At 35.6% G+C, this 21,024-nt stretch carries 21 protein-coding genes and 1 pseudogene; 7 read left to right on the forward strand and 15 right to left on the reverse strand.

All coding sequences use genetic code 11. The features are described from left to right. Window positions 1-11: 11 nt before the first annotated feature. The 7 genes and pseudogenes from arsB to H3Z85_19245 form a co-directional block, all read right to left on the reverse strand. Window positions 12-1,043, reverse strand: coding sequence for an ACR3 family arsenite efflux transporter (arsB, locus tag H3Z85_19215; protein ID QPQ51395.1), 1,032 nt, complete (start codon window positions 1,041-1,043; stop codon window positions 12-14). A gap of 3 nt (window positions 1,044-1,046) precedes the next feature. Next, complete coding sequence (locus H3Z85_19220; GenBank protein ID QPQ51396.1) at window positions 1,047-1,661, reverse strand: protein-tyrosine-phosphatase; 615 nt, start codon at window positions 1,659-1,661, stop codon at window positions 1,047-1,049. A gap of 20 nt (window positions 1,662-1,681) precedes the next feature. Further along, a complete protein-coding gene (locus tag H3Z85_19225) occupies window positions 1,682-2,155 on the reverse strand; it encodes a hypothetical protein (protein QPQ51397.1) in 474 nt (157 codons plus the stop codon). 67 nt (window positions 2,156-2,222) lie between these two features. After that, entirely contained in the window at window positions 2,223-2,555 is a 333-nt protein-coding gene (locus H3Z85_19230; protein ID QPQ51398.1) for a winged helix-turn-helix transcriptional regulator, read from the reverse strand. A gap of 125 nt (window positions 2,556-2,680) precedes the next feature. Continuing rightward, the gene (locus H3Z85_19235) at window positions 2,681-3,907 is read right to left on the reverse strand and encodes an aminotransferase class I/II-fold pyridoxal phosphate-dependent enzyme (protein QPQ51399.1); all 1,227 of its coding nucleotides are present in this window, start codon (window positions 3,905-3,907) and stop codon (window positions 2,681-2,683) included. After that, the gene (locus H3Z85_19240; GenBank protein QPQ53953.1) at window positions 3,895-5,103 is read right to left on the reverse strand and encodes a glutamate decarboxylase; all 1,209 of its coding nucleotides are present in this window, start codon (window positions 5,101-5,103) and stop codon (window positions 3,895-3,897) included. Before H3Z85_19240 ends, H3Z85_19235 begins: the two co-directional genes overlap by 13 nt. After that, window positions 5,080-5,348, reverse strand: a pseudogene (locus H3Z85_19245) (hypothetical protein). Before H3Z85_19245 ends, H3Z85_19240 begins: the two are co-directional and overlap by 24 nt. Window positions 5,349-6,336: 988 nt before the next feature. Here H3Z85_19245 and H3Z85_19250 point away from each other — a divergent pair. After that, window positions 6,337-6,483, forward strand: coding sequence for a Tn3 family transposase (locus H3Z85_19250; protein QPQ51400.1), 147 nt, complete (start codon window positions 6,337-6,339; stop codon window positions 6,481-6,483). A gap of 101 nt (window positions 6,484-6,584) precedes the next feature. On the opposite strand, the gene H3Z85_19255 is transcribed toward H3Z85_19250, so the two are convergent. From H3Z85_19255 to H3Z85_19265, 3 genes are read right to left on the reverse strand one after another with little or no spacing between them, the layout of a single operon-like run. Continuing rightward, entirely contained in the window at window positions 6,585-6,947 is a 363-nt protein-coding gene (locus H3Z85_19255) for a hypothetical protein (GenBank protein QPQ51401.1), read from the reverse strand. A 20-nt stretch (window positions 6,948-6,967) separates the two neighbouring features. Next, complete coding sequence (locus H3Z85_19260) at window positions 6,968-8,593, reverse strand: hypothetical protein (GenBank protein QPQ51402.1); 1,626 nt, start codon at window positions 8,591-8,593, stop codon at window positions 6,968-6,970. A gap of 17 nt (window positions 8,594-8,610) precedes the next feature. Then, window positions 8,611-8,751, reverse strand: coding sequence for a hypothetical protein (locus H3Z85_19265; protein ID QPQ51403.1), 141 nt, complete (start codon window positions 8,749-8,751; stop codon window positions 8,611-8,613). Between the two features lie 516 nt (window positions 8,752-9,267). Here H3Z85_19265 and H3Z85_19270 point away from each other — a divergent pair. Next, entirely contained in the window at window positions 9,268-10,050 is a 783-nt protein-coding gene (locus H3Z85_19270; GenBank protein ID QPQ51404.1) for a YdcF family protein, read from the forward strand. A gap of 259 nt (window positions 10,051-10,309) precedes the next feature. Here H3Z85_19270 and H3Z85_19275 read toward each other — a convergent pair whose 3' ends face one another. Continuing rightward, window positions 10,310-10,705, reverse strand: a complete 396-nt coding sequence (locus H3Z85_19275) for a VOC family protein (protein QPQ51405.1) — start codon at window positions 10,703-10,705, stop codon at window positions 10,310-10,312. Between the two features lie 95 nt (window positions 10,706-10,800). On the opposite strand from H3Z85_19275, the gene H3Z85_19280 reads away from it, so the two are divergent. From H3Z85_19280 to H3Z85_19290, 3 genes are all read left to right on the forward strand, one after another. Then, on the forward strand, window positions 10,801-11,358 hold the full coding sequence (locus H3Z85_19280; protein QPQ53954.1) for an SMI1/KNR4 family protein: 558 nt from the start codon (window positions 10,801-10,803) through the stop codon (window positions 11,356-11,358). A gap of 52 nt (window positions 11,359-11,410) precedes the next feature. After that, the gene (locus tag H3Z85_19285) at window positions 11,411-12,004 is read left to right on the forward strand and encodes a hypothetical protein (protein ID QPQ51406.1); all 594 of its coding nucleotides are present in this window, start codon (window positions 11,411-11,413) and stop codon (window positions 12,002-12,004) included. Between the two features lie 248 nt (window positions 12,005-12,252). After that, complete coding sequence (locus H3Z85_19290) at window positions 12,253-12,930, forward strand: HAD-IA family hydrolase (protein QPQ51407.1); 678 nt, start codon at window positions 12,253-12,255, stop codon at window positions 12,928-12,930. 63 nt (window positions 12,931-12,993) lie between these two features. Here the strand turns inward: H3Z85_19290 and H3Z85_19295 are convergent, their stop codons facing one another. The 3 genes from H3Z85_19295 to H3Z85_19305 form a co-directional block, all read right to left on the reverse strand. Beyond that, window positions 12,994-13,779, reverse strand: a complete 786-nt coding sequence (locus tag H3Z85_19295; protein QPQ51408.1) for an MBL fold metallo-hydrolase — start codon at window positions 13,777-13,779, stop codon at window positions 12,994-12,996. Between the two features lie 187 nt (window positions 13,780-13,966). Then, window positions 13,967-14,845 carry a helix-turn-helix domain-containing protein gene (locus tag H3Z85_19300; protein ID QPQ51409.1) on the reverse strand — a complete coding sequence of 293 codons (879 nt, stop codon included), beginning with the start codon at window positions 14,843-14,845 and terminating at the stop codon, window positions 13,967-13,969. A 227-nt stretch (window positions 14,846-15,072) separates the two neighbouring features. After that, a complete protein-coding gene (locus tag H3Z85_19305) occupies window positions 15,073-16,488 on the reverse strand; it encodes a BspA family leucine-rich repeat surface protein (protein QPQ51410.1) in 1,416 nt (471 codons plus the stop codon). A gap of 373 nt (window positions 16,489-16,861) precedes the next feature. Here H3Z85_19305 and H3Z85_19310 point away from each other — a divergent pair, with 373 nt between their 5' ends. Next, window positions 16,862-17,143: an acyltransferase family protein gene (locus H3Z85_19310; GenBank protein QPQ51411.1), complete on the forward strand. Its 282-nt coding sequence runs from the start codon at window positions 16,862-16,864 to the stop codon at window positions 17,141-17,143. Further along, on the forward strand, window positions 17,109-17,903 hold the full coding sequence (locus H3Z85_19315; GenBank protein QPQ51412.1) for an acyltransferase: 795 nt from the start codon (window positions 17,109-17,111) through the stop codon (window positions 17,901-17,903). Before H3Z85_19310 ends, H3Z85_19315 begins: the two co-directional genes overlap by 35 nt. 58 nt (window positions 17,904-17,961) lie before the next feature. Here the strand turns inward: H3Z85_19315 and H3Z85_19320 are convergent, their stop codons facing one another. Next, a complete protein-coding gene (locus H3Z85_19320) occupies window positions 17,962-21,015 on the reverse strand; it encodes a DNA polymerase III subunit alpha (GenBank protein QPQ51413.1) in 3,054 nt (1,017 codons plus the stop codon). Between the last annotated feature and the right edge of the window lie 9 nt (window positions 21,016-21,024).

A 21,024-nucleotide genomic window follows, 5' to 3' on the forward strand; every position in this document is an offset into this window, starting at 1 on the left:
CGTAGCAGAAATTAGTTGTAATACCTATTTTTCAGCCAAAGACTTGAACGTACAAGCAATATAAGTACCGGAACTTCCACCAATGGACCAATAACACCAACAAATGCTTGTGGTGAATGGATGCCAAACACTGCAATAGAGACGGCGATTGCCAATTCAAAGTTATTTCCTGTTGCGGTAAAAGCGACAGATATATTTTTATCATAAGGAACCTTAAGCGATTTATTGATAAAAAAGCTCAAGAAAAACATCAAAACAAAATAAATCACCAAAGGAATCGCCACTTTTATTACATCCAAAGGTAATTCTACTATTTTATTACCTTTCAGACTAAACATCAGGACGATAGTAAACAGGAGAGAGTAGAGCGTAATGGGAGATATTTTCGGTATAAATTTCCGGTTGTACCATTCAATACCCTTCGTCTTGACTAACGTATAACGACTTACAAAGCCTGCTAAAAAAGGAATACCTAAAAAGATCAATACACTTTCAGTTACATTACGGATAGATACATTGACGTTGAAATCTGCCAATCCTAATTTACGAGGTAATATATTGATAAACAGCCATACCAGGAAACTGTAGGTAAAAACCTGAAAAATACTATTTAATGCCACCAATAAGGCAGCGTATTCTCTGTTTCCCTTTGCCAGGTCATTCCAGACAATCACCATGGCAATACATCGGGCCAAACCGATCAAAATTAGACCTGCCATATACTCGGGATCGTTCCGTAAGAAAAGTACAGCCAATCCAAACATCAATACGATGCCAACCATCCAATTGAGAAATAAAGAGATTACAATTGTTTTTTTGTCTTTAAAAACGCTTGGCAGTACCGTGTAATCTACTTTTGCTAAAGGGGGATACATCATCAATATTAAACCTATGGCCAGAGGAATATTTGTAGTACCCACTGATAAACTGTTCGTAACATTTGAAATAGCGGGTAAGAAATATCCTAATCCAATTCCCACAATCATTGCCAGGAATATCCATAAAGTCAGGTAACGATCAAGAAATTTTAGTTTTGGTTGCATTGCTTATTTTTTTATCATTGAAAAGACATAGAAGAGCTCAGCTGCAATTTCTAAACTTCTTGAAGCGTACACCTTAGTTTCCTCCGGTGTGTTATCAGAAACCTTAGGGTCTTCAAAGGTGACAGGTATTCTTTTTTCAGCTCCTGCAATAAAGGGGCAACCGGAATCTGCCTGAGAGCAGGTCATAATGGCCGCGAAATCAGATATCGGATTGAATGGATTATCATATTTTTTTGAAAATCCAATTATCGGTAAATCATTATCACTGTATTTTACTGCATAAACAGGATTATCAGTATTGGAAATCTTAAAAATAGTAAAACCTTGATCATTCAGTGTTTCAGCAATTTTAGGATACAATGCCGTTTCCTCTGTTCCTCCTGAATAGCAATATACATTTGGAATTTGATAATATTTTGCTGCAGTTTGTGCCCAAATTTGTGACAAATGACTTCTACGTGAATTGTGAGTGCAGATAAAATTGAGGTTTACATCCACCTGACGGTCAATTTTGCCCTGGATAAACTCGATTAACGGCTGTAATACAATTTTGCGATCATGTGTGATATGCTGATGATCACGAAGACTGTTTATGATTTCTATTAAACTCTTATACATTATTAGAACGTTTTTAAAGGTTAGCAACAACCAGAATCCGGTGTACAGCATGATGCCTTACTCACAGACAAGTCAGCTACATGTTGTTTTTGTTTTTCGGGGAGAATACCACAAGCATCCAATGCCAGGCAAGCTGTAGTTTTGCTTTTCAGTACAAATGTGTTTCCCAGGAGGTCCAAACTGTATTTCCCTATGGTGTCGGATTGATATTCTACTTCAATTTCAAGGTCTTCAATACCTAATTTTTCTTCAGATAGCTTAATAATGTTTAATAACTTGGTTGGTTTAAGCCTGTGTTCGTAGTCATTGGCATTCCATAGTTGAAAATTCACTACTTTTTCGGTACGAATAACCCCACCACAATCAATAAAGTTTTTGGTGATCATGCCAACTTCTGTTACATGGAAATGTTCTGGAACAAATGCTCCGTTTTCTAATTGAAACTCAACATTACTCAATGTTGGAAGAATTTCTTTGATCTCTGATAATTTCATAAGAATTGTTTTAAAATTTATACATAATGTTATATTGCAATATAACGATATTAAAAAATAAAAAAAGTTATGAGCAGCAATTGCTCACTTTCACCTCCTGATTAAAGAATGAATTAAAGTTATTCTGAATTTCTTTCCATACAGTATGATCGATACAATAACAAACAGATTTACCTTCTACTGTACCCTGTATAATACCCAGACTTTTTAGCTCTTTTAAATGCTGTGAGATTGTCGCCTGAGCCAATCCCAGTTCATCAACCAGATCATTACAAATACACGCTTTTTGATTGATAATATGCTGAAGGATCGCAACTCTAGCTGGATGGCCCAAAACTTTAAATGCCGAAGCTAATGTGTTCTGTTCATCCGTAAATATTTCCGATTTTGTAAGTCCCATCTGTATATTTTATAATCGCAATATTACGATTATAATTTAGAAAGACAAAACTTCTTTATGTCATTTTTCATATTTTTTTGAATATGAGTAGAATAATTATTTTATAACACTGAAAACTAGCTTCCTTATTTACTCAACCATGATTTAATACGACAGCTGGCTATTTTTAGCTGAGATAAATCTTGTACCAATGCAATTCTTACATACCCGGCTCCTGCCTTCCCAAAGCCGGAACCTGGTGTTATCAATACCCCGGTATCTTTAAAAAGTTGTTCCACAAAGGCTATATCATCATCTTTTTTCAAGAAAGTATCAGGTAATTTCGTCCAAAGGAAAAAACCGGCTTTGGGCTTTGGAATTAGCCATCCTATTTCGGCCATGCTGGAAATCCAAAACTCAAGCCTCTCCTCATAAACCGCTTTCTGAAGATCGCTTTCTACTTCTAGCTGATCAAGGATTTCAATTGTTACCATTTGTAAGGGTAAAAACAAACCAAAATCAATACTGGATTTAATTTTGGCTATCTTCTCAATTATCGTTTTATTTCCGGCTATAAACCCTATCCTCCAGCCCGCTAGACTACACGACTTACTCAAACTATGTAATTCAATGGCAACTTCTTTACCTCCTTCAATAGCTAATACGCTTGGAGGCAAGTCATTATCATCAAAAGCTATTTGCACATAGGCAAGATCTAGTATAAGTAAAATTTCATACTTTTTACAGAAAGCGATCACTTCCCGTAGGCAGTCTTCAGTTACTACATGTGTTGTAGGGTTGCCTGGGGAACACAGAACTAATACCTTAGCGGCAACGGCATCTTCTCGGGTAATATTATCAAGATCAGGGTTTCCATTTGATTTGAGATTGATTTTTACCACCTCTGCACCTAATAATTCGGCAACGCTGTTGTATACAGGATACGAAGGGTCGGGAATTAGAATTTTATCTCCTGATTGAAGTATTGAAAATAAACTATAAAAGATACCTTCTTTACTTCCCAGTATATCCAGTACTTCCTCTTTATAATCTAATGAAGGATTCTCCTGCGATTTTGAAAAACGGCGCTTGTGGTAGGTTGCAAACTTATTTTTTAAAGTGTCATTAATTTCAGTATTAAATTTAGCATAACCATGCAACTCTGGGTTCTGTATATGCTCAGACAATTTTTTGATCCAAAGGATATTGGGAGTTAAGTCTGGATTTCCAATAGATAGATTAATTATAGAATGTCTGCTGGCCCCTTCCTTTATTTGTTCTTCATAAGCTCTTGTCAAGGTGTCTAAAATAGCAAAAGCATCTTTCTGGTGACACTCTTCTGTACAATTAATTTGTTTTTCTATTTTCTGCATAAAATTATTTTTAACGTATAGGTTTTTCTAAAATACGCGTAGTCAAACTTTTTAGAATTTACTATGATTTCTTTTTGAAAGGCTATAACCTCATTGGTGATATCATTTAAAATTTTATCGATACTGGCTGAACTAAGATCTGTTTGCATGGGGTAAAGTAAGAATGCAGTCGTCTTATGGTCGGAATTATGGTCGGTTTTGTAATCCGGTACAATACTAAAAAAAGGAAACACTTCTCCCTTATTAACCTTATCCCAACATCTTTGCATAAAAGCCATGGCTACCTGATGAGCATCAAAATTTTCTCTCTCTGCTGATAAAAGCATTGTAAAATCAATAGAAAACACTATTTCCCATCCCAGAGATGAGGAATTGAGCACCTTAAATAGATTCCGGTGTTCCATTTTTTTTATCAGGCGACTCTGGGCCTTATGAAGTTTTACCAAATATTGTAATAATCCATTTCTTCCCAGCTTTTTTAACATAATCCAACTCGCTAAAATCCCCTGAGACGGGCGCGAATTTTCAAGCGTGTAACGATATGCTCTAAATTGTTCGAACTCTAAATCTTGGCTGCCATAGGTATAATTACCTTGTGTAAGCATATTAAAACAGTTTGAATTTCTACTAATAAAAAAACTGCTAGAGTAAGGGCATAAGCCATCTTTATGGAAATCAACACCAAAAGAATCAAAAGACGTTAAACCTAGAAATCTTTTCCTGACCTCTAAAAATTTATTTAAAATAGAAGCGGGAATTCCTAAGTTTCTAATTTCTGTCTCTGATTCCCTCAAAAGTGTAAAGTAAATCCATCCGATAACGCTATCTAGATGAAGATAAGGACGATAGTCTAATTGGTGATCATCCACAAAACGGTCCACCAATTGGCTTACTAATAAAGTTTCGTCACAACAAAAATTAATAGTAGTCCCTCCGCAACAAATTATAGCAGCTATGCGGTTCCCTTTTTCAACTTGAATTGCAAGCAGTTGCTCAAGTGCTGTCATATTCATTTTACCCTCAGCATTTATGGGCACTCTTAAACAGTTAGTGGCACCTATCCCCAATAAACTGCAAATGTGTTCCACACAATAATGGCCTCCCTCATTTACCATTACTACTAAATTATTGGGGATGCCTTCTCGTTGAGATTCAGGAGCTATTCTGGAAATAGCAGACTTTATTGCATAAAGCATCGTAATTTTCCCCCGTTACAGGCAATGCCGTAGCTTTCGTTCCAATTAATCCACTGGCCAATAGTTCTTGCTACTTTCTGTTCTATTAACAGCGATTTTCCACCATACATATCCATTAAAGAATTAACATTATAAATAGTTGATATGCAAGATGATACAACAGCATCCACCATCGGCTCCGGTACCATATTGAATAGAGATAAGTGTGATTGTGGCCGAGTAGATCCTTGAAGAAAAGAATACATTTCTTCTATCAGATCTTCCTCAGAAAGTATATGTTCATCTAAATTGGATAACTCAGTCTCATAATTAAAAACTTCTATTGGATATTTAGGTCCCAATTCTTTCTGAGCCTTCTTTGTTAATAAGGTCTGATGATTTTTAGCCCTCGCTTGAATGCCATAATGAACCTTTTTAAGTTGTTTTAAAAATTTTTCAAACGGTTCATCTACAATAGCATTATTAGCATTAATAATAGAATTCATAATGTTGTAAAATAAAATTTAAATATTGAGTCATTTTAACTATTTTGAGATATAAAGTGCTGTTATTTTGATAGGTCCCATTCACGGATATTATTAGCTTTTGCTTTTTTTCTTTATAATATTTTTCAACTTCTTTAATTGGCTCATTAGCTAACTTCCTGGTATCAACAGCTATTTATAAAAATCGCTGTCAAATCTGTTAAAAAATATCGCCTGATAGTTTGGTGTAATATCCAGATACATTATTTAGTCCCCACATTATTTTTTCAGTAGAATCTTTTACAAATTTATATTTCTAAATAAGACGTTGATTTTGAGCATAGGAAAGTATTCCTAATAAGGATTATAAAAGCAATCATCATTTTTTATTTGTTACATTTTTCACTAAAGTATGAAAAATATGATTCACATACGGATAAACGAAAAAAAAACTAAAACTAATCCACAAGTGGTATTTTTATTTCATCAGATATGATTACAAGAGTCTATTATTTCTAAAATTTTCTTAATTAGCTTGTTCGTTAAGCTCATAAATTCCTCATTGAATTCTAATTATTCACCATTTTTATTTTTAAAATGAGAGTAATGAAGAAACAGAAAAAATAAATAGTGGAGTGGTTACCTTTTTTAGGGTATGATTTTTATACTCTTTAACTTTAAGACTATGAAAAAGATCAGAAAATTATCCAAGGCAAAACGGACTGGCTGTAGCATTACGGGAGTTGGGTCAGGTTGAAAGACCCTTATTATGCTTGATGGGTACATGAGTCCGGAACTCAGGCGGAAATTTACCGCGGGACTTAATATAGGTAAAGACAGAAATACTTTGGCAAGAGCTGTATATTTTAACAGGTCTGGAGAAGTTGTTAGAGAACGGAACTTTAAAAATCAATAGATTTATCCTTATCGTGCTATATTTCCCGTTTCGTCTAGTGACCACAAATAATCCCTGGCCAATATTGACCAGGGATTATTCTATGGTATAAAAAAATCTAATTATTGTTTTTGAAAACTGTAGTTCCCTTTGAAATTAATGTTTGTCCATTTTCCTTCACTTTTGGAACTTTGCAAATAGCCTGAAAAAGTATAATGAGTTTTGGTATTCATATCAAATTTTCCGTCAAAATTTACGTAACCGTTGATGGGCTCTTTTGTATTGGTCTGATTGAGATGAATTTCACCTACTATGGTTCCTTCCTTTTGCACTACAAAATTCAGGGTACCGCTTTCATCTCCTGTAAAGTTTCCGCTCCAGTTTCCCTGAAATGCAGAATTGACCTGTCCGGCACTTGCTTCATCAGAAACACATGAGCTTAATGAAAATAAGGCAATGAATAATACAATGAGATTGGTTTTCATACTAATAGTGGAATTAATTTCTATTGTGCATTTAATTTAACACCATGCCAGGCACCGTTTTTCTTAGCAATTCCATACATGCTTACGGCAACAGCGGTAGGTTGCAGGAAATCAAATTTATAACTTGTAACCGCTATACCGGTACCGGTTCCACCGCCAAAGGTATAGGTAAACTGAGGAGTAGCTACCCCCCAATTGAAGATTCTTTCAATTACATCCTGATTATCTTCAATCTGGCTGAAATCATAGTACTGAATGTAAGTCTGCTCATAAGAATCGACAACGAAAGCTACTCTGTTAAGCTTTTTGTTTTGTCCTTCCATGAATTTATTAGCCTGTTTCCATGCTGCTTCCCAAAACAATTTGCTCAGTTGTTCTTCAGAAAGTCCCGAAAGATTTGTTGTAAATTGAATAACAGCATCCACCGTTGCATTCTTGGAGAATGGGAAAGTAGGCATTGTCGCAGGACCTACGTTGATATAATCCGTATTATTAGCTGCTTTATACATTTTTCCGTCTAACCAATATACTTCTCTCGGAGTATTATCTGATGCATAAGTAAGGGAGTGCGAAAACTTCCATGAAATTGAATTAATACCAATACCTAATTTCTCGGCATTCTCTTTTCTCCATAGGCCTGTCCATCCTTTATATTGATGTTTTACTTTACATCCTACAGCATAGACAAGATACAGGTTTTGTGAATAGAATTTCACTTTCACCCTTCTTTTGCTTTCATATTTATCATAAGTTGTCCATGTTTTTCCAAAAACATTTCCTAACCATGGTTTTCTCACTTCTCCAATCGGCAGATTCTGAACGATACTGGCAATCGAAGGTTCCTGAGGTTGTGGTGTCGTGGTAGGAGGGTTTCTGAAACCGCCGCCACCGGTTCTTGTACCACCAGTACTACCGCTGCCTCCACTGCTGCCATCACCACCTCTGAATCCTCCACCGGAACCGCTTCTCCTGTCGACAGGGGACGCAAAATAACTGATTCTATTATCGGTATTAGGCAAGGTGACAAGGTCACCACTTGGTTTATCTGTCATAAAGCTTTCTCTCACAGAAGCTTCAGTAGGAATAAGAAGATCCGGAGAGATCCTTCTTACTTCAAGATAATTTTGAAGTCTGGAATAATTCTGTTCGGTCGTCACAAACAGCCCGACATCTGTATATTTGTAAATCTGATCTGCAATTTGTATTTCTGCGCTGCCATTTAGCATAGAGGCATACACTTCATCACCAACCACTTCCTCCAAATCATCGATGTCATCATAAATATCTTCATCAGACACCGATTCACCTCTCATCAGCATAGATGAAGTCTTTTGTAAAGATTCTATTTTTCTGGATTTTAATTCAGAAATAACTTCAGTTTCATTTTTTTCTGTAATAATAGGGACTAAGGATTCAATTCCTTTTGCGTCCATAAAATGCTGAACAGTTCCAAGGTCTTTCTTTTTAAGATCCTGGTAAGTAGCAGTTAATGATTCTTTATTAGGAAAATAAAGTCGTCCGTTTTTTACACTTGGTTGTTCAATGACATGGGCTTTGTCAGCTGATGTTTCCAGTTCTTCACGGCAAGAAAAGGTAACGGTTAATAAACTAAAAACAGCTATTTTTAGTAATTTTGAGTTTTTCATTTGTTTCAAAATAATTTTTATCTCATTGGTATCTGAACCACAAATAAAGATAGAATATTGAATATAGTATTAGTATTGTAAGGAATAGCCTGTGGGTGTTTTACCTGCAGATAATTATCAGGCCCGAAATTATCTGCCTTTGTTTCAAAGAGTTTCATGGTTTTTAGCCTATTTAAGACTGAGATAAGCGTTTCGTTTTCCTCGTCCTTAAATAAGAGTGGTTATTTTTTTATTCTACAAAAATGTCTGTCCAAAAATATATGGAGTATTGTAATAAAAACGGATATGTTTTTGTGCTTTTTCAATGGTGGTAGGTATTCGTTTTTTATTAACACACTAAATAGTGTCATATTTCTTGAATGCAAATGTAAAAAAATAATTGTAAAAAAGGAATTATCAGTCGAAATTATCTTAAATATTGTCGACTAAAGCATTTCCTTGATCACATTCACTCAAACAAAACATACGTACAAAATAGTAAAATACTGAAAATCAAATATTTTATTTAAATTCCATGCAAGTATTCAAAAATGATCGTTTTTCATATTCTGTCTATAAGATTAAAAATAATCTCTCTTAAAAGATTACCTGAATCGATTGAAAAAAGCCGTCAGGGCGAAATTTCCTATCTTTGAAAATCCAATGTTTATGGACATTAATCAATAGTATTACAGATGAAATTTTTACTGGACTTTTTATTCCGTGCTTTACAGCTTTTTGCTGAACCTTATTTTTTGTTATTTCTTGCAGCCGTTACCATCTATCTGCTGAGAAAAAAAACTCAACGTAAAAATCTGAGACTGGGAATCGGTATATCAGTGGTTTTAATCACCATTTTTATAGGGAATGGTTTTCTGGGGAAACTAACCTCGGGATATCTGCAAAAGGATTACATTCATAACGCTGAAATAAAAACCACAGCCACTCAGAATCCTGTTATTGTAGTTCTGGGCGGTGGGATTGTAGATTTTGACCATACAGAAAAGCTGCATACGATGTCTTATTCCAGGCTCGTCACAGCCTATCAATTGTATCATGAATACAAGAAAAATAATCAGCCTTGTACGCTATTAATTTCCGGAAAGGGAAGAGGGCATACCAGTGAAGCAGAATTGTTCAGCGAAAATTTTAAAAAGATGGGAGTACCGGATTCCGACATCATAAAGGAAGATAAAAGTATGAATACGTATCAAAATGCCAAATATTCCAGTGAGATCCTGGCAAAGAAATCGCCCTCCGTGGTATACCTGGTGACTTCAGGTTTTCATATGAAAAGATCTGTTGCTTTGTTTCAGACATTTGGAATAAAACCTGTTCCACAGGCATCAGATTTTATAGATACAGAAATAACCTTATTTCCTAACAGCTATAATGCGGCCTTTACATTTGTTATGCTTAAAGAAATTGTGGGTACAGGACAGGTACAATTATACAATATGCTGGGAATAAATAAGTAGTATAGACTTATTCCAATCATCATAAAACCGGACGCCTGAGCGAGCTCAGGCGTCCGGTTTTATTTCTTAGGATAGTATTTAAACATTTTTGCTAATAATTTTACTTGCACAGTGCAATCAGAAGCTGAAACATACAGCAATGACAAAAAGCCCAAATAAGCCGTGTTTTTCCATCCAGATACTATGCTATCTGCCTGAAAACAGAGGCGATATACGGGCAAATTGTTGTACAGCATAAAATTTCAGAAGCCATCGGTTCTTACATATGAAATACATTGAATTTATGGCCATCTGGGTCGGCAAAAACGAATCCGTAATAATGGTCTCCAAAACTTTCAGGTTCTGAAATAATCTTTCCACCGGCATTTCTGACTTCTTCGGCCCACTGATCTGCCTGATCTTCAGACTCAGCGGAAAGGGTGAATATAATTTCATTGGTATCCTGAGGATTGTTAAAGTGTAACATCTTGAGATTGTTTTCAATAACGCTTTTCAGAAAAAAATGGATGATAAATTCATTTCCTGCTACAAAGAAGCTTACCAATTCTTTCGAAATATGAGCCCCGTTGGGCTTGAATCCGAGTTCGGTATAAAATTTCTGTGTTCGGTCCAGATCGGCTACTGCCAGATTGGCCCAGATCATTTTTGGTTTCATAATATTTTATTTTTGGTGAGATAAAATTAGTATCTTTCATTACGATAAAGCTTGTCATGTGGCAAGATTTTGTATTTTTAACGGTGTATGATACTATGGAAGAAACTCTTCAAACATTGGATTCTCATCTTCAAAAACTGAGACCGGATTTTTACAGAAATTTACTTAGTCCTTTACAGGATAAAGACATTCAAAGACTTGAAACCCGGTATAATACACGGATTCCTGATGATCTGAAAGCTTTTTATCAATGGAAAAACGGGCAGGAGAGTAGCTGCTATGAGTCTTTTCTGAACAATTCTTTGTTTATTCCTTTAGAAGAGGCACTGGATATTGCAGAAGAGCTTACTTCTATGATAGGCAGTGATTTCGAAATTGAAAACTGGTGGAATGAAGAATGGATTCCAATTTTTCACAATGGAGGTGGAAGTTATATCTGCTATGATCAGAAAGGAATTTTCATAGGAAATCAGGGACAAATTCTTGAGTTTTGGAACCGGGATTCCGACAGAAATGTGATTGCGGGCAGTCTTGAGGAGTTTTTAAACGCTCTAAATGCTTATTATACAATTCGATACAATAAAGAATCAGATGAATTAATCAGTATTGAAACGGACGGGAAAGAATTTCCAAAGCGATTTATTGCCGGGTAATTTAACATAATATATTAATCAAATTTGAGAATAAGCCTACACAAAAATTATAATGAACGAAATTATCTTACATAAAATCAACCGGTTAGGCGGAAATACAGAGGCTGTTAGTCATGACAAAAATTTTGTAGAAAACTGGCAGGCAATACGATTTAATCATTATTTATACGATAAAGACTGGGATGTCTACGGAATTGATGCATTTTACGAGGAGCATAAAGATCTGTACAAAAATAATTCTGAAAAATTTTACACAGATTTACTGGAACATTATTTTTCAGAGCATGAACGGGCATACGGTCAATATTTTTTCCGGAACTGGATATTTACACCGTTTAAAGAAAATACGGAAGACTATAATGAATTAGACGGCCTTGTAGACGAAGATCACGTAAGAAAAACCGTACAGGGCCCAGAAATGGAATTTATCTGTGTATTGTTTTCTTATGGTTATCCGGATCATTTCTTTGTATGCACTACAGATCCTGATCAATCGAATCCAACGGTGTACAGCACAGATCATGAAATATATTTCGATGAAATCGAAAATAAAGGAAACCTGGAATCGTTTCTCGACAGGTTTATGACGAAGGAAGAGTTCCGGGAAGTTGTCAGAGGATATCTGGCAGGAAAATTTGGAGAATAACGGATTCTCAGCGATTAGTCTTCTCTCCTGGCCAACATTATTTTTTCCTATAATTTATATTATGTTAAATTGAATATGTTTTATGTATTCCTTGATGCCAATTATACTGTCTGCTGTAAGTTTCCTATTCCTGTAAATTTTTGCGCTTATAATTATTTTTAATTGTCTTCCTAATTTTAAGAAATAATATTTTTCCTTACATTTATACGTATCAAGATAACAAACGAAAAAGCACAAAAAATAAAATTATGGAGAAAACACCAGATTCATTACAAACTATTGTATTTGATTTTGACGGAACCTTAGCAGATTCTGCACAATGCGGCGTCATAGCGACCACTGAAGCTTTTAAGTCACATGGATTGCCGGTACCTAAGGATAAAGATATTACAGATTTAATGGGAATCCCAATCGAGACCTCCTTTAAAACATTGGGGGCTGATATTCTGAATGACCAGCAATTTAATGAGCTCTTATCGTCTTTTAGAGAAATCTACAAATCGAATTCAGAGAGCAGTATCGTTTTATTTCCAGGGATTTATGAAATGCTGGACACCATTAAAAAAGACCAAAAGAATGTTGCAATTGTAAGCAGCAAAAAAACAGAGGTACTGAAAAAGAACTGTAAGCAATTGAAAATTGATCACTTTATTGATGTATTTATAGGATCAGATCTTGTACAGCTTCATAAACCTGCTCCCGAAGGCCTGCATTTAGCTCTTAAGCTAATAAATAACAGCGATTTGGCAAAAGCAATTTATATCGGTGATGCTACTGTAGATATTATGATGGGTACGAGTGCCGGCGTAAAAACCTGTGCCGTTTTATGGGGAGCTCATTCTGAGGAAGAACTGCTTAACTCCAACCCTACTTATATTGCTCCGGATGTTTTTGCACTGGAAAATATACTGAAACTCACAAATTAAAATACAATGTAAATCATAATTCCCGTCTTCAAAACACAATCTGAAGACGGGAATTGCTGCTTTTTAATTTAGATACTTTTCTATGGAATTGTTCAGGATTTGTTTTACATTTTTTGTCAGATTCTGGTAACTGTAGAAACCATAAACAGCATCAAATTCCAGCACTTCAAGCCGCTTTTTTATCCTTTTAATTTCCGATACAGGCAACGGCATTCTGTTAGGATAACTGTACATGATCGCAAAGTGTTGTAAGTTAGGAGAAAGATACATGGTGTCACCACACAGCATGGTCCCTTTTTCAGACATATTCTGATGGAGTAAAATACTGCTGCCTGCAAAATGGCCGCCGATATTTATAATTTTAATATCATCCCACAGAGGCATTTCATCTTCTTCCCAAAGCTTAATTCTATTTCCTTTATCACTGATGTACTGCTCATCCTTTTTATGAATGTAGATAGGACATTTGAACTGTTCTGCCCAGTCATTCATATTGCTGTAATAATGAGGATGTGAAATGGCTATAGCCTGTAGACCTCCTATTTCATTAATAAAATCAATCACCTTCTGATCCAGTAAAGGAATGCAGTCCCAAAGAATATTTCCGCTTTCAGAAAGCACCAGAAAAGCCCTCTGCCCTATGGCAAATCTGGGCGTAATGACAATCTCATAAAGATGATCATTGAGTTTTACAATATCGGTAGTATGAGTCGTAAGGATCTGATCGTGGGTTGTCCAGGTCTGTCCTGCAGAAGGAATATATTGTCTTTCTTCATTACAGATTGCACATAATTTTTCCTTGTAATGTTCCGGAAACTGGGTTCCGCATGCTGTACATAATTTTTTCATTGAAGTTGGAATTTGACCGTTTTTTTTCATAAACGATAATAACGGAACTGCTGCTATGGCTAAAGCTGAGCTTTTTAAAAATGTTATTCTGTCCATGATAATTACGGTATTATTGTCCTGTAAAATTGAGCAGAATTCCCGGTGTATGAAATGGATAAAACTTCCTGAGTATTGGACTTTTCGGAAATCATGTATTTTCCTTCTTAAAATCTGAAGGATTCTGAAGTACGTTAGAAGTAAAAAACCTAGTAAAATAGGCATGATCTTCAAAACCTAAATAATAAGCCACTTCCTTTACAGACATATCGGTATATAGTAACATTCTTTTGGCTTCCAGAAGAATTCTTTCTTTTATTAAATCCTGAGCTGTTTTATGACTGATTAATTTGCAGACGTTCGAAAGTGTTTTGCTGCTTATATTTAATTTTCCAGCGTAGAAACTTACCTGGTGATGCCGGGTAAAATGGTTTTCCAGAAGTTCCTGAAATTGTTTAAACCTCAGGAAACGATGATCTGAAATATCTCCGATATGACAGCTTTTCTTTTTAATCTGATACACTTTAATCAAAAAGGATTTGAGCAAATTCATGATAATAGGTGGCGAAAAAGCATCTCTGCTCTCAGCCTGTCTGCACATCAGCGCAAAAAAATCGGTAACCTCTGTTTTTTCTTCCTCACTCAGGCTGATGACCGGCAATACGTCTATATCATCAAAAACACTGTATTTCAACAGAAATTTTGAAGGAGAACTGTCATTGACAAAAAAGTTATCGTTAAACTTAATAACCCCTCCGCTGGTAGGTGTTTTTTTGTGAATTCTATGCACATTCTTAGGATGCAGCAGGAAAAGACAAGGCCCTGAAAATTCATAGTTTTTAAAATCTATGGTATGTACACCCCTTCCCTTTTCTATCCAGATAATTTCATAATAAGTATGCTGATGACTGTCTATACGATTTAGATTTTTCCTTTCATCGTGATAATAGGAAATATAAAAATTTTCAATAGTATCAGTTTTGAAACTCTCTTTTTCGTTATAAACTGTAATTTGCTTTTGAGTTTTCATAAACATCCTTATTATTATTTTATATTTTTTATTTGATTAAATGTATAAAAATAGCGTTGAATTTTTATGCCTTTGATCTAAAAATATACGTGGTGACGGTCAGAATACGGTTTCCGGGCACAGCAATCTTTGATTTATCATAATAAATAAGCTCCAAAGTCTGAACTTTGGAGCTTACTTTAAATTAGGTAATCATTCGGAAAACCTATCATGAATTTTACAATACTCTACTTCTTAAGTATTTTAGTGGAAGTACTGTTCCCTTTTAACAGATAATTCCCTGCTGGATATTCTGTAAGATCGATACGGTTGTTTCCTTTACTTAGGGTTATATTTTTAATGATTTTACCCGTGGTATCATATAAATAAGCATTTTCGTTGACAGTAGCCTCAACATTTATCATTCCTGTTGTTGGATTCGGATACGCTTGGTTTTTTAATTGTTTTGAAGCCTCTATTGTTGATAAAACGCATGTAGAATAGTTGTCTCCGGTAATATTAAAACCTTTGTTAACTAATTGGGCCCTCGCCATGATGGCTTGCGGTGTAGAATAGATAAGTCCTGTTGCATCTATATTTCCCGCTGTAAGTGTTGAGCTCGCCCATGTAGGATTGTTGTTGAGAGCAATTAAAAAGTTATTATAATTTGTGCATGACAAACCGGAATTTTTAAATCCGAAAAATATTGAACTTCCATTAAAGTTTTGGAGCTGGATATTCCAGGTAGAAATGTCCTGATCAAAATGTACAGCACCATTAAACATATTAAAGCCGGGGCCATAATTAACTTTACTTACATCCCAATTTCCAATCGGCTGGTTAAAGGATGAAGCACCTTCAAACATATGCTCAAAATCAGTTACTTTACTTGTATCCCAATTATTAAGAGGTTGATTAAAGGATGTGGCATTAGAAAACACATAACGGAAATTAGTAGCATTTGATGTATTCCACGAATTTAACGGCTGGTTGAAAGCTGCAGCACCCGCAAACATAGCGGAGAAATTGGTTCCCGAAGCAGTGTTCCAGCTGGAAATATTTTGATTAAAAGCAGATGTACGAGAAAATACGCTGCTGAAATTCGTTACGTTCGCAGTATTCCAGGTTCCAACATTTTGATTAAACAAAGTGGCTCCGTCAAACATCCCACTCATATTGGTAATGGTGCTGGTATTCCAATTAGAAAACGAATTATTCCCAATTAAAGACGGGCAATTAAAGAACATTTGCGACACATTGTTTATTTGTGTCAGGTTAGGAGTATCCGTAGCCGTTACATTAAGGTTTGGACAGCTCGCAAATCCCCCGTTAAATTGCTGAAGCCAAATAGTATCACCCCATTGACTGACTTCGACAAGTTGCAAATTGGGAAAAGTACCGATTGTGGTTGTACCCGCTCTGAATCCGTAAAACAATCCGCTCCCGTTTGACACCTTCAGCCTGTAGGTGGCCTGAAGAGGACTGGTATTTAAAGATGGACCAAAAGAAATGGTAATAGGACTGTTGCTATTGGATGTGACAGAATTAAGGACTCCACTATGTTGGGGATATCCTATTTCTTCCCATTGAATTGTGTAACTGGTTCCGGTACCGCCAAATGATATTGCATTGGTGACTGTACCGTTTATATTCGGTTTCCACAAAGTAATAAATTCAGTCTGTGCATAAGAACTGAAAAAATAAAAAGAAAAATGGTTACTAGTTGTTTTTTATACATAATTTAAAAAATTTCCCAAAAATAAGTGTTATTTTAAAAAACTAAGAAATTAATTTTAGTTTAAACTGAAGTATATGTAAAGCTAAAATTCAGTTCAGGATAATAACTTCCTGTAATTATTGATCTTATCTCTTATACAAAGATATAGATGCACAGCGTCAGAACGTGTCGTAATAAAAATAATTTACACATCTATACCTTATCTTTTTGGGGTCGGATATGAATAAATCCTTGATTAGAATTGTCATCATTTATTTTTTAAGTTTCTTTGTAAGAAATAAACAAATCTCAATCATTTAATGGAACAAATAACGTTTACAAGATTTTTGGCAGCAATATCTATTGTAATATTTCATTTTGGACAAAAAAGTTTTTTTCATCAAAATGAAAGTATTTCTTTTCTTTCGCAGTCAGCCAATCTGGGAGTGAGTTATTTTTATCTGTTATCAGGATTTATTATGATTATCGCTTATTTTAATAAAAAAGAAGTCAGCACATTAGAATATTATCAGAATCGTTTGGCAAGAGTCTACCCTACCTATTTATTTGCATTTATATTTTTTTTTTATTGTAGTAATTGACCCATATATTAATCTGAAAACGATAGTATTAAATGTTTTAACTCTTCAGGCATGGGTACCTGGAAGGGTTTTGTCTTATAATCTTCCGGGTTGGTCTATTTCAGTTGAAATGTTTTTCTTTTTGTGCTTTCCGCTTCTTTTGAAACTTTATAAATCAGGGATAAACAGTAAAATCTATTTTATAATAATTCTTCTGATATGGCTTATAACACAGGTTTTAACAAATTATATTGTGAGATTCGGGGATTTTGATATTAGTAATAACCTCAAATTAAGAGAGTTTATTTACTACAATCCTATTATGCATATTAATGAATTTCTGCTAGGAAATCTTGCGGGTATATATTTTATCAGAAAAATGAAGCCGGGGAATTATGATGTGGCAGTTGTAGTAACAGTTGCTTTATGTGTGCTGACCATTAAATTTGTTCCCTTGGAATTTCATAACGGTCTGCTTGCCATTGTTTTTGTTCCGTTAATTATTTTGATTTGTGCTAATACCGGCCTGATCACTAAAATTTTTAACCATAAAATACTGGTATACCTGGGCTCTATCAGTTATTCACTTTATATTATCCAGTACCCTTTACATATTTTGTTCAGCCAGTTTTCAGAAAAATATGCCTTTATAGAATCCCATTCATTCTATTACTATGTGATATTATTGATTATTTGTTCTATACTCTCCTATGAATTAATTGAAAACCCATGTAGAAAAATTTTCAAGAGAAAAAGGAAAGTTGTCATTGCCAATAATTGATAAAAGGGAATAATACTTCTACCTTTTACCTGTTTCGTTGAGATGATCTCCGGTTGTTTTACAGTGTTCTACTTCTTGGCAACCCTATCTCATGCTCCTGCGGATAAGGTTTTCTGAAAGTCATGCTTACATCCTCTTTAATCTGCCGGTGAATATCAAATTGTTTTTCTTTATCATACGCATAGCGCGGATCAGGAATCATCGGCATTTTTGCCATCTTATGAATCGTTATTGTTGGAAAATGGAAATCGACCTCTACCGTTCCCAGTAATAAATAGCAGCCACCTCCCTGAAAATCATAATTTTTCAGACTATCCGGAAAATGTGCCGTATCAAAATAATCACCATTCGCATCAATCCAGGTTCCGAAATACATGGTTCCTTTTTTGGTGGGAACATGCTTTCTTGCAATGAGATAAGCCAGCATCTTCACCTGTTTTTTATGATACTGCAACAAGTCTTTTACAAAAACAGAACCTCTGTATTTCGTTTGCAGTAAATCAAAAGGACTGCATGAAACCGGAAAACCAATCAGTTCGATTTCATCAAAAGCATCTTCAAATGGCTCTCGTTTCAATTGAGGAAGTTCGAATTCCTTTACAGGTTCCTCAATCAGCATCAGCCCTCTTTGTTCAGGTTTAAAATTTACCAACAACAACCGTGCTTCAACCAGCAGTTCATTTTTAGGTTTTCCGGTACAACGGAATGCACCAATAAAGATCAGTGTCTGAATCGTTTCAATTCCCACAGGAATACGACGGATAAAATCTTCCAGCGATTTATATTTCCCGTTTTGTTCACGGTCTTCAACAATACCATGGGCTACCCTTTTTTCGAGGCCTTCCAGAAGCATAAGCCCCAGATAAATATCCGTTCCTCGCAGGGTTGTCTGGTATTCGCTGGCATTAATGCAGGGCGCCTGAATATTCCCTCCCGACATTTTTGCTTCATGGATGTAAACTTCCGTACGATAAAAACCTCCCTGATTATTGATCACAGAAACCATAAACTCCAACGGATAATATACTTTCAGATAAAGGCTTTGATAACTTTCCACGGCATAAGACGCCGAATGGGCCTTACAGAAAGAATATCCGGCAAATGACTCGATTTGTCTGTAGGCCTCAGCGGTAAGCGCTTCCGAATGTCCCTTTTTTCTACATTTTTCAAAAAAATTAGCTTTTACCTCCTGAAGTTTTTCAATTGAACGACCTTTTCCGCTCATCGCCCTGCGTAAAATGTCACCGTCGGCCAGAGACAATCCTCCAAAATACTGGGCAATTTTCAGGACATCTTCCTGATATACCATGATCCCGTACGTTTCCTTCAGATGTTCTTCAAATATGGGATGAAAATACTCAAATTGGTCAGGATGATTGTGCCTGAATATGTATTCACGCATCATTCCGCTTTGGGCAACTCCAGGTCTGATAATTGAGGAAGCTGCCACCAGGATTCTGTAATTATTACATTTTAGTCTTCTTAATAATCCCCTCATTGCAGGAGATTCTATATAAAAGCAGCCTATAGTTTTTCCTATCGCCAGATATCCGCTGGCCTTCGGTTCATCTTTGGAAATCCTGGTGTCCCAGATATCAATATCAATCCCTCTTGTTTTTTTTATCAGATCTACGGTGTCTTTAATGGTTCCAAGTCCTCGTTGAGACAGAATATCAAGCTTTTCCATTTTGATGTCTTCCGCCACATTCATATCAAACTGAGCAATCGGAAACCCTTTAGGTGGCATTTCTAATGCGGTATAATGGGTAATAGGTTCTTCCGAAATAAGGATCCCGCAGGCATGCATGCTTCTTTGGTTAGGAAATTTTTCCAATAACTTACCGTATTTCTCGACTAATTTTACCACAGAATTCGGATCATGTCTTTCTGCTGATTTGCTGGTCAGATCATCCAGTTCCTCCTTGGGTAAACCAAAAACTTTTCCGACTTCCCTGAAAATTGATTTGTATTTAAATTCTACATTGGTTCCGCAAAAAGCAACATGGTCTTTGCCATATCTATTGAAAATATATTCTAATATAGTGTCTCTGTGCTGCCAGCTCCAGTCGATATCAAAATCCGGTGGTACCTGGCGGTTAAGATTCAGAAACCGCTCAAAATAAAGATCAAGTTCCAGAGGACAGATATCTGTAATCCCCAGGCAGTAGCTGACAATAGAATTGGCCCCACTTCCACGTCCTACATGCATAAAACCCACGCTGTTGCTATAGCGGATAATATCCCATGTGATCAGAAAATGGGCACAAAAGTTGAGTTCATCAATAACCTGCAGCTCTTTTTCAACTCTTTCTTTTGCGATGTCGTGATCCTTTCCATAGCGTTTATTTAGCCCCAGATAAGCTAACCTTCTAAGGAGTTTTACATCGGACGCTTTCGATTTTGTATAATATTGTTTGTTCTTTACCTTTTCAAAATCAAATTCAAAGTTACTTTGTTCAAGAATACGTTTTGTATTTTCAATAATCTGCGGGTATCTTTCAAATGCTTTTACAATATCCTGTTCCGAAACAAAATATTCAGATCTGCGGCAAACTTCTCTTTTGGTAAGCTTGGAGAGCAAGGTGTTATGATCAATAGCCCGGAGAATTGTATGCAATTCATACTCTTCACCGGTACTAAAAGTAATGGGATGAAGAACAACCATTTTAGAAATATGTTTTTTATATTCGGGACGTATCAGAAAGTTTAATTCATCTGTCCTGACACCTATATACTCATTGTCTTTCAATCCGGAAGGAATATTGCTCATCGGATAGACAATCCATACATCCTTCAATTCAGGAGCCCTTTCATCCAGCTCTTTACCATTGCAATGATGATCAGTAATGACTTTGTTGATCTCCCCAATTCCTGAGAACTTTCCGGCTATGGCTATATAAAGAAGTTTCCCATCCTTTCTTACTTCAACGCCGGGAATAGGTTTTATCCCTTTGTCTTCACATTGTTTTTTAAATTCATAAATTCCTGTAACGGTATTGATATCAGTAAGTACAAGCTCTTTGATCCCTAAAGCTTGGGCCTGTTCTACTAATACTTTTATGGATAAAGTTCCATAACGAAGACTATGATATGAATGGCAGTTGAGAAACATAATGTATTG

The sequence above is a fragment of the Chryseobacterium indologenes genome, assembly GCA_016025055.1.
GTDB classification, from domain to species: Bacteria; Bacteroidota; Bacteroidia; order Flavobacteriales; family Weeksellaceae; genus Chryseobacterium; species Chryseobacterium indologenes.

Coding starts and splice junctions, on each gene's coding strand:
- H3Z85_19270 (QPQ51404.1), top strand. CDS start 9,268: ATGAAATTTTTACTGGACTTTTTATTCCGTGCTTTACAGCTTTTTGCT.
- H3Z85_19290 (QPQ51407.1), top strand. CDS start 12,253: ATGGAGAAAACACCAGATTCATTACAAACTATTGTATTTGATTTTGAC.
- H3Z85_19285 (QPQ51406.1), top strand. CDS start 11,411: ATGAACGAAATTATCTTACATAAAATCAACCGGTTAGGCGGAAATACA.
- H3Z85_19275 (QPQ51405.1), bottom strand. CDS start 10,705: ATGAAACCAAAAATGATCTGGGCCAATCTGGCAGTAGCCGATCTGGAC.
- H3Z85_19295 (QPQ51408.1), bottom strand. CDS start 13,779: ATGAAAAAATTATGTACAGCATGCGGAACCCAGTTTCCGGAACATTAC.
- H3Z85_19260 (QPQ51402.1), bottom strand. CDS start 8,593: ATGAAAAACTCAAAATTACTAAAAATAGCTGTTTTTAGTTTATTAACC.
- H3Z85_19250 (QPQ51400.1), top strand. CDS start 6,337: ATGCTTGATGGGTACATGAGTCCGGAACTCAGGCGGAAATTTACCGCG.
- H3Z85_19230 (QPQ51398.1), bottom strand. CDS start 2,555: ATGGGACTTACAAAATCGGAAATATTTACGGATGAACAGAACACATTA.
- H3Z85_19265 (QPQ51403.1), bottom strand. CDS start 8,751: ATGAAACTCTTTGAAACAAAGGCAGATAATTTCGGGCCTGATAATTAT.
- H3Z85_19300 (QPQ51409.1), bottom strand. CDS start 14,845: ATGAAAACTCAAAAGCAAATTACAGTTTATAACGAAAAAGAGAGTTTC.
- H3Z85_19225 (QPQ51397.1), bottom strand. CDS start 2,155: ATGAAATTATCAGAGATCAAAGAAATTCTTCCAACATTGAGTAATGTT.
- H3Z85_19235 (QPQ51399.1), bottom strand. CDS start 3,907: ATGCAGAAAATAGAAAAACAAATTAATTGTACAGAAGAGTGTCACCAG.
- H3Z85_19280 (QPQ53954.1), top strand. CDS start 10,801: ATGGAAGAAACTCTTCAAACATTGGATTCTCATCTTCAAAAACTGAGA.
- H3Z85_19220 (QPQ51396.1), bottom strand. CDS start 1,661: ATGTATAAGAGTTTAATAGAAATCATAAACAGTCTTCGTGATCATCAG.
- H3Z85_19320 (QPQ51413.1), bottom strand. CDS start 21,015: ATGTTTCTCAACTGCCATTCATATCATAGTCTTCGTTATGGAACTTTA.
- arsB (QPQ51395.1), bottom strand. CDS start 1,043: ATGCAACCAAAACTAAAATTTCTTGATCGTTACCTGACTTTATGGATA.
- H3Z85_19240 (QPQ53953.1), bottom strand. CDS start 5,103: ATGCTTTATGCAATAAAGTCTGCTATTTCCAGAATAGCTCCTGAATCT.
- H3Z85_19310 (QPQ51411.1), top strand. CDS start 16,862: ATGGAACAAATAACGTTTACAAGATTTTTGGCAGCAATATCTATTGTA.
- H3Z85_19255 (QPQ51401.1), bottom strand. CDS start 6,947: ATGAAAACCAATCTCATTGTATTATTCATTGCCTTATTTTCATTAAGC.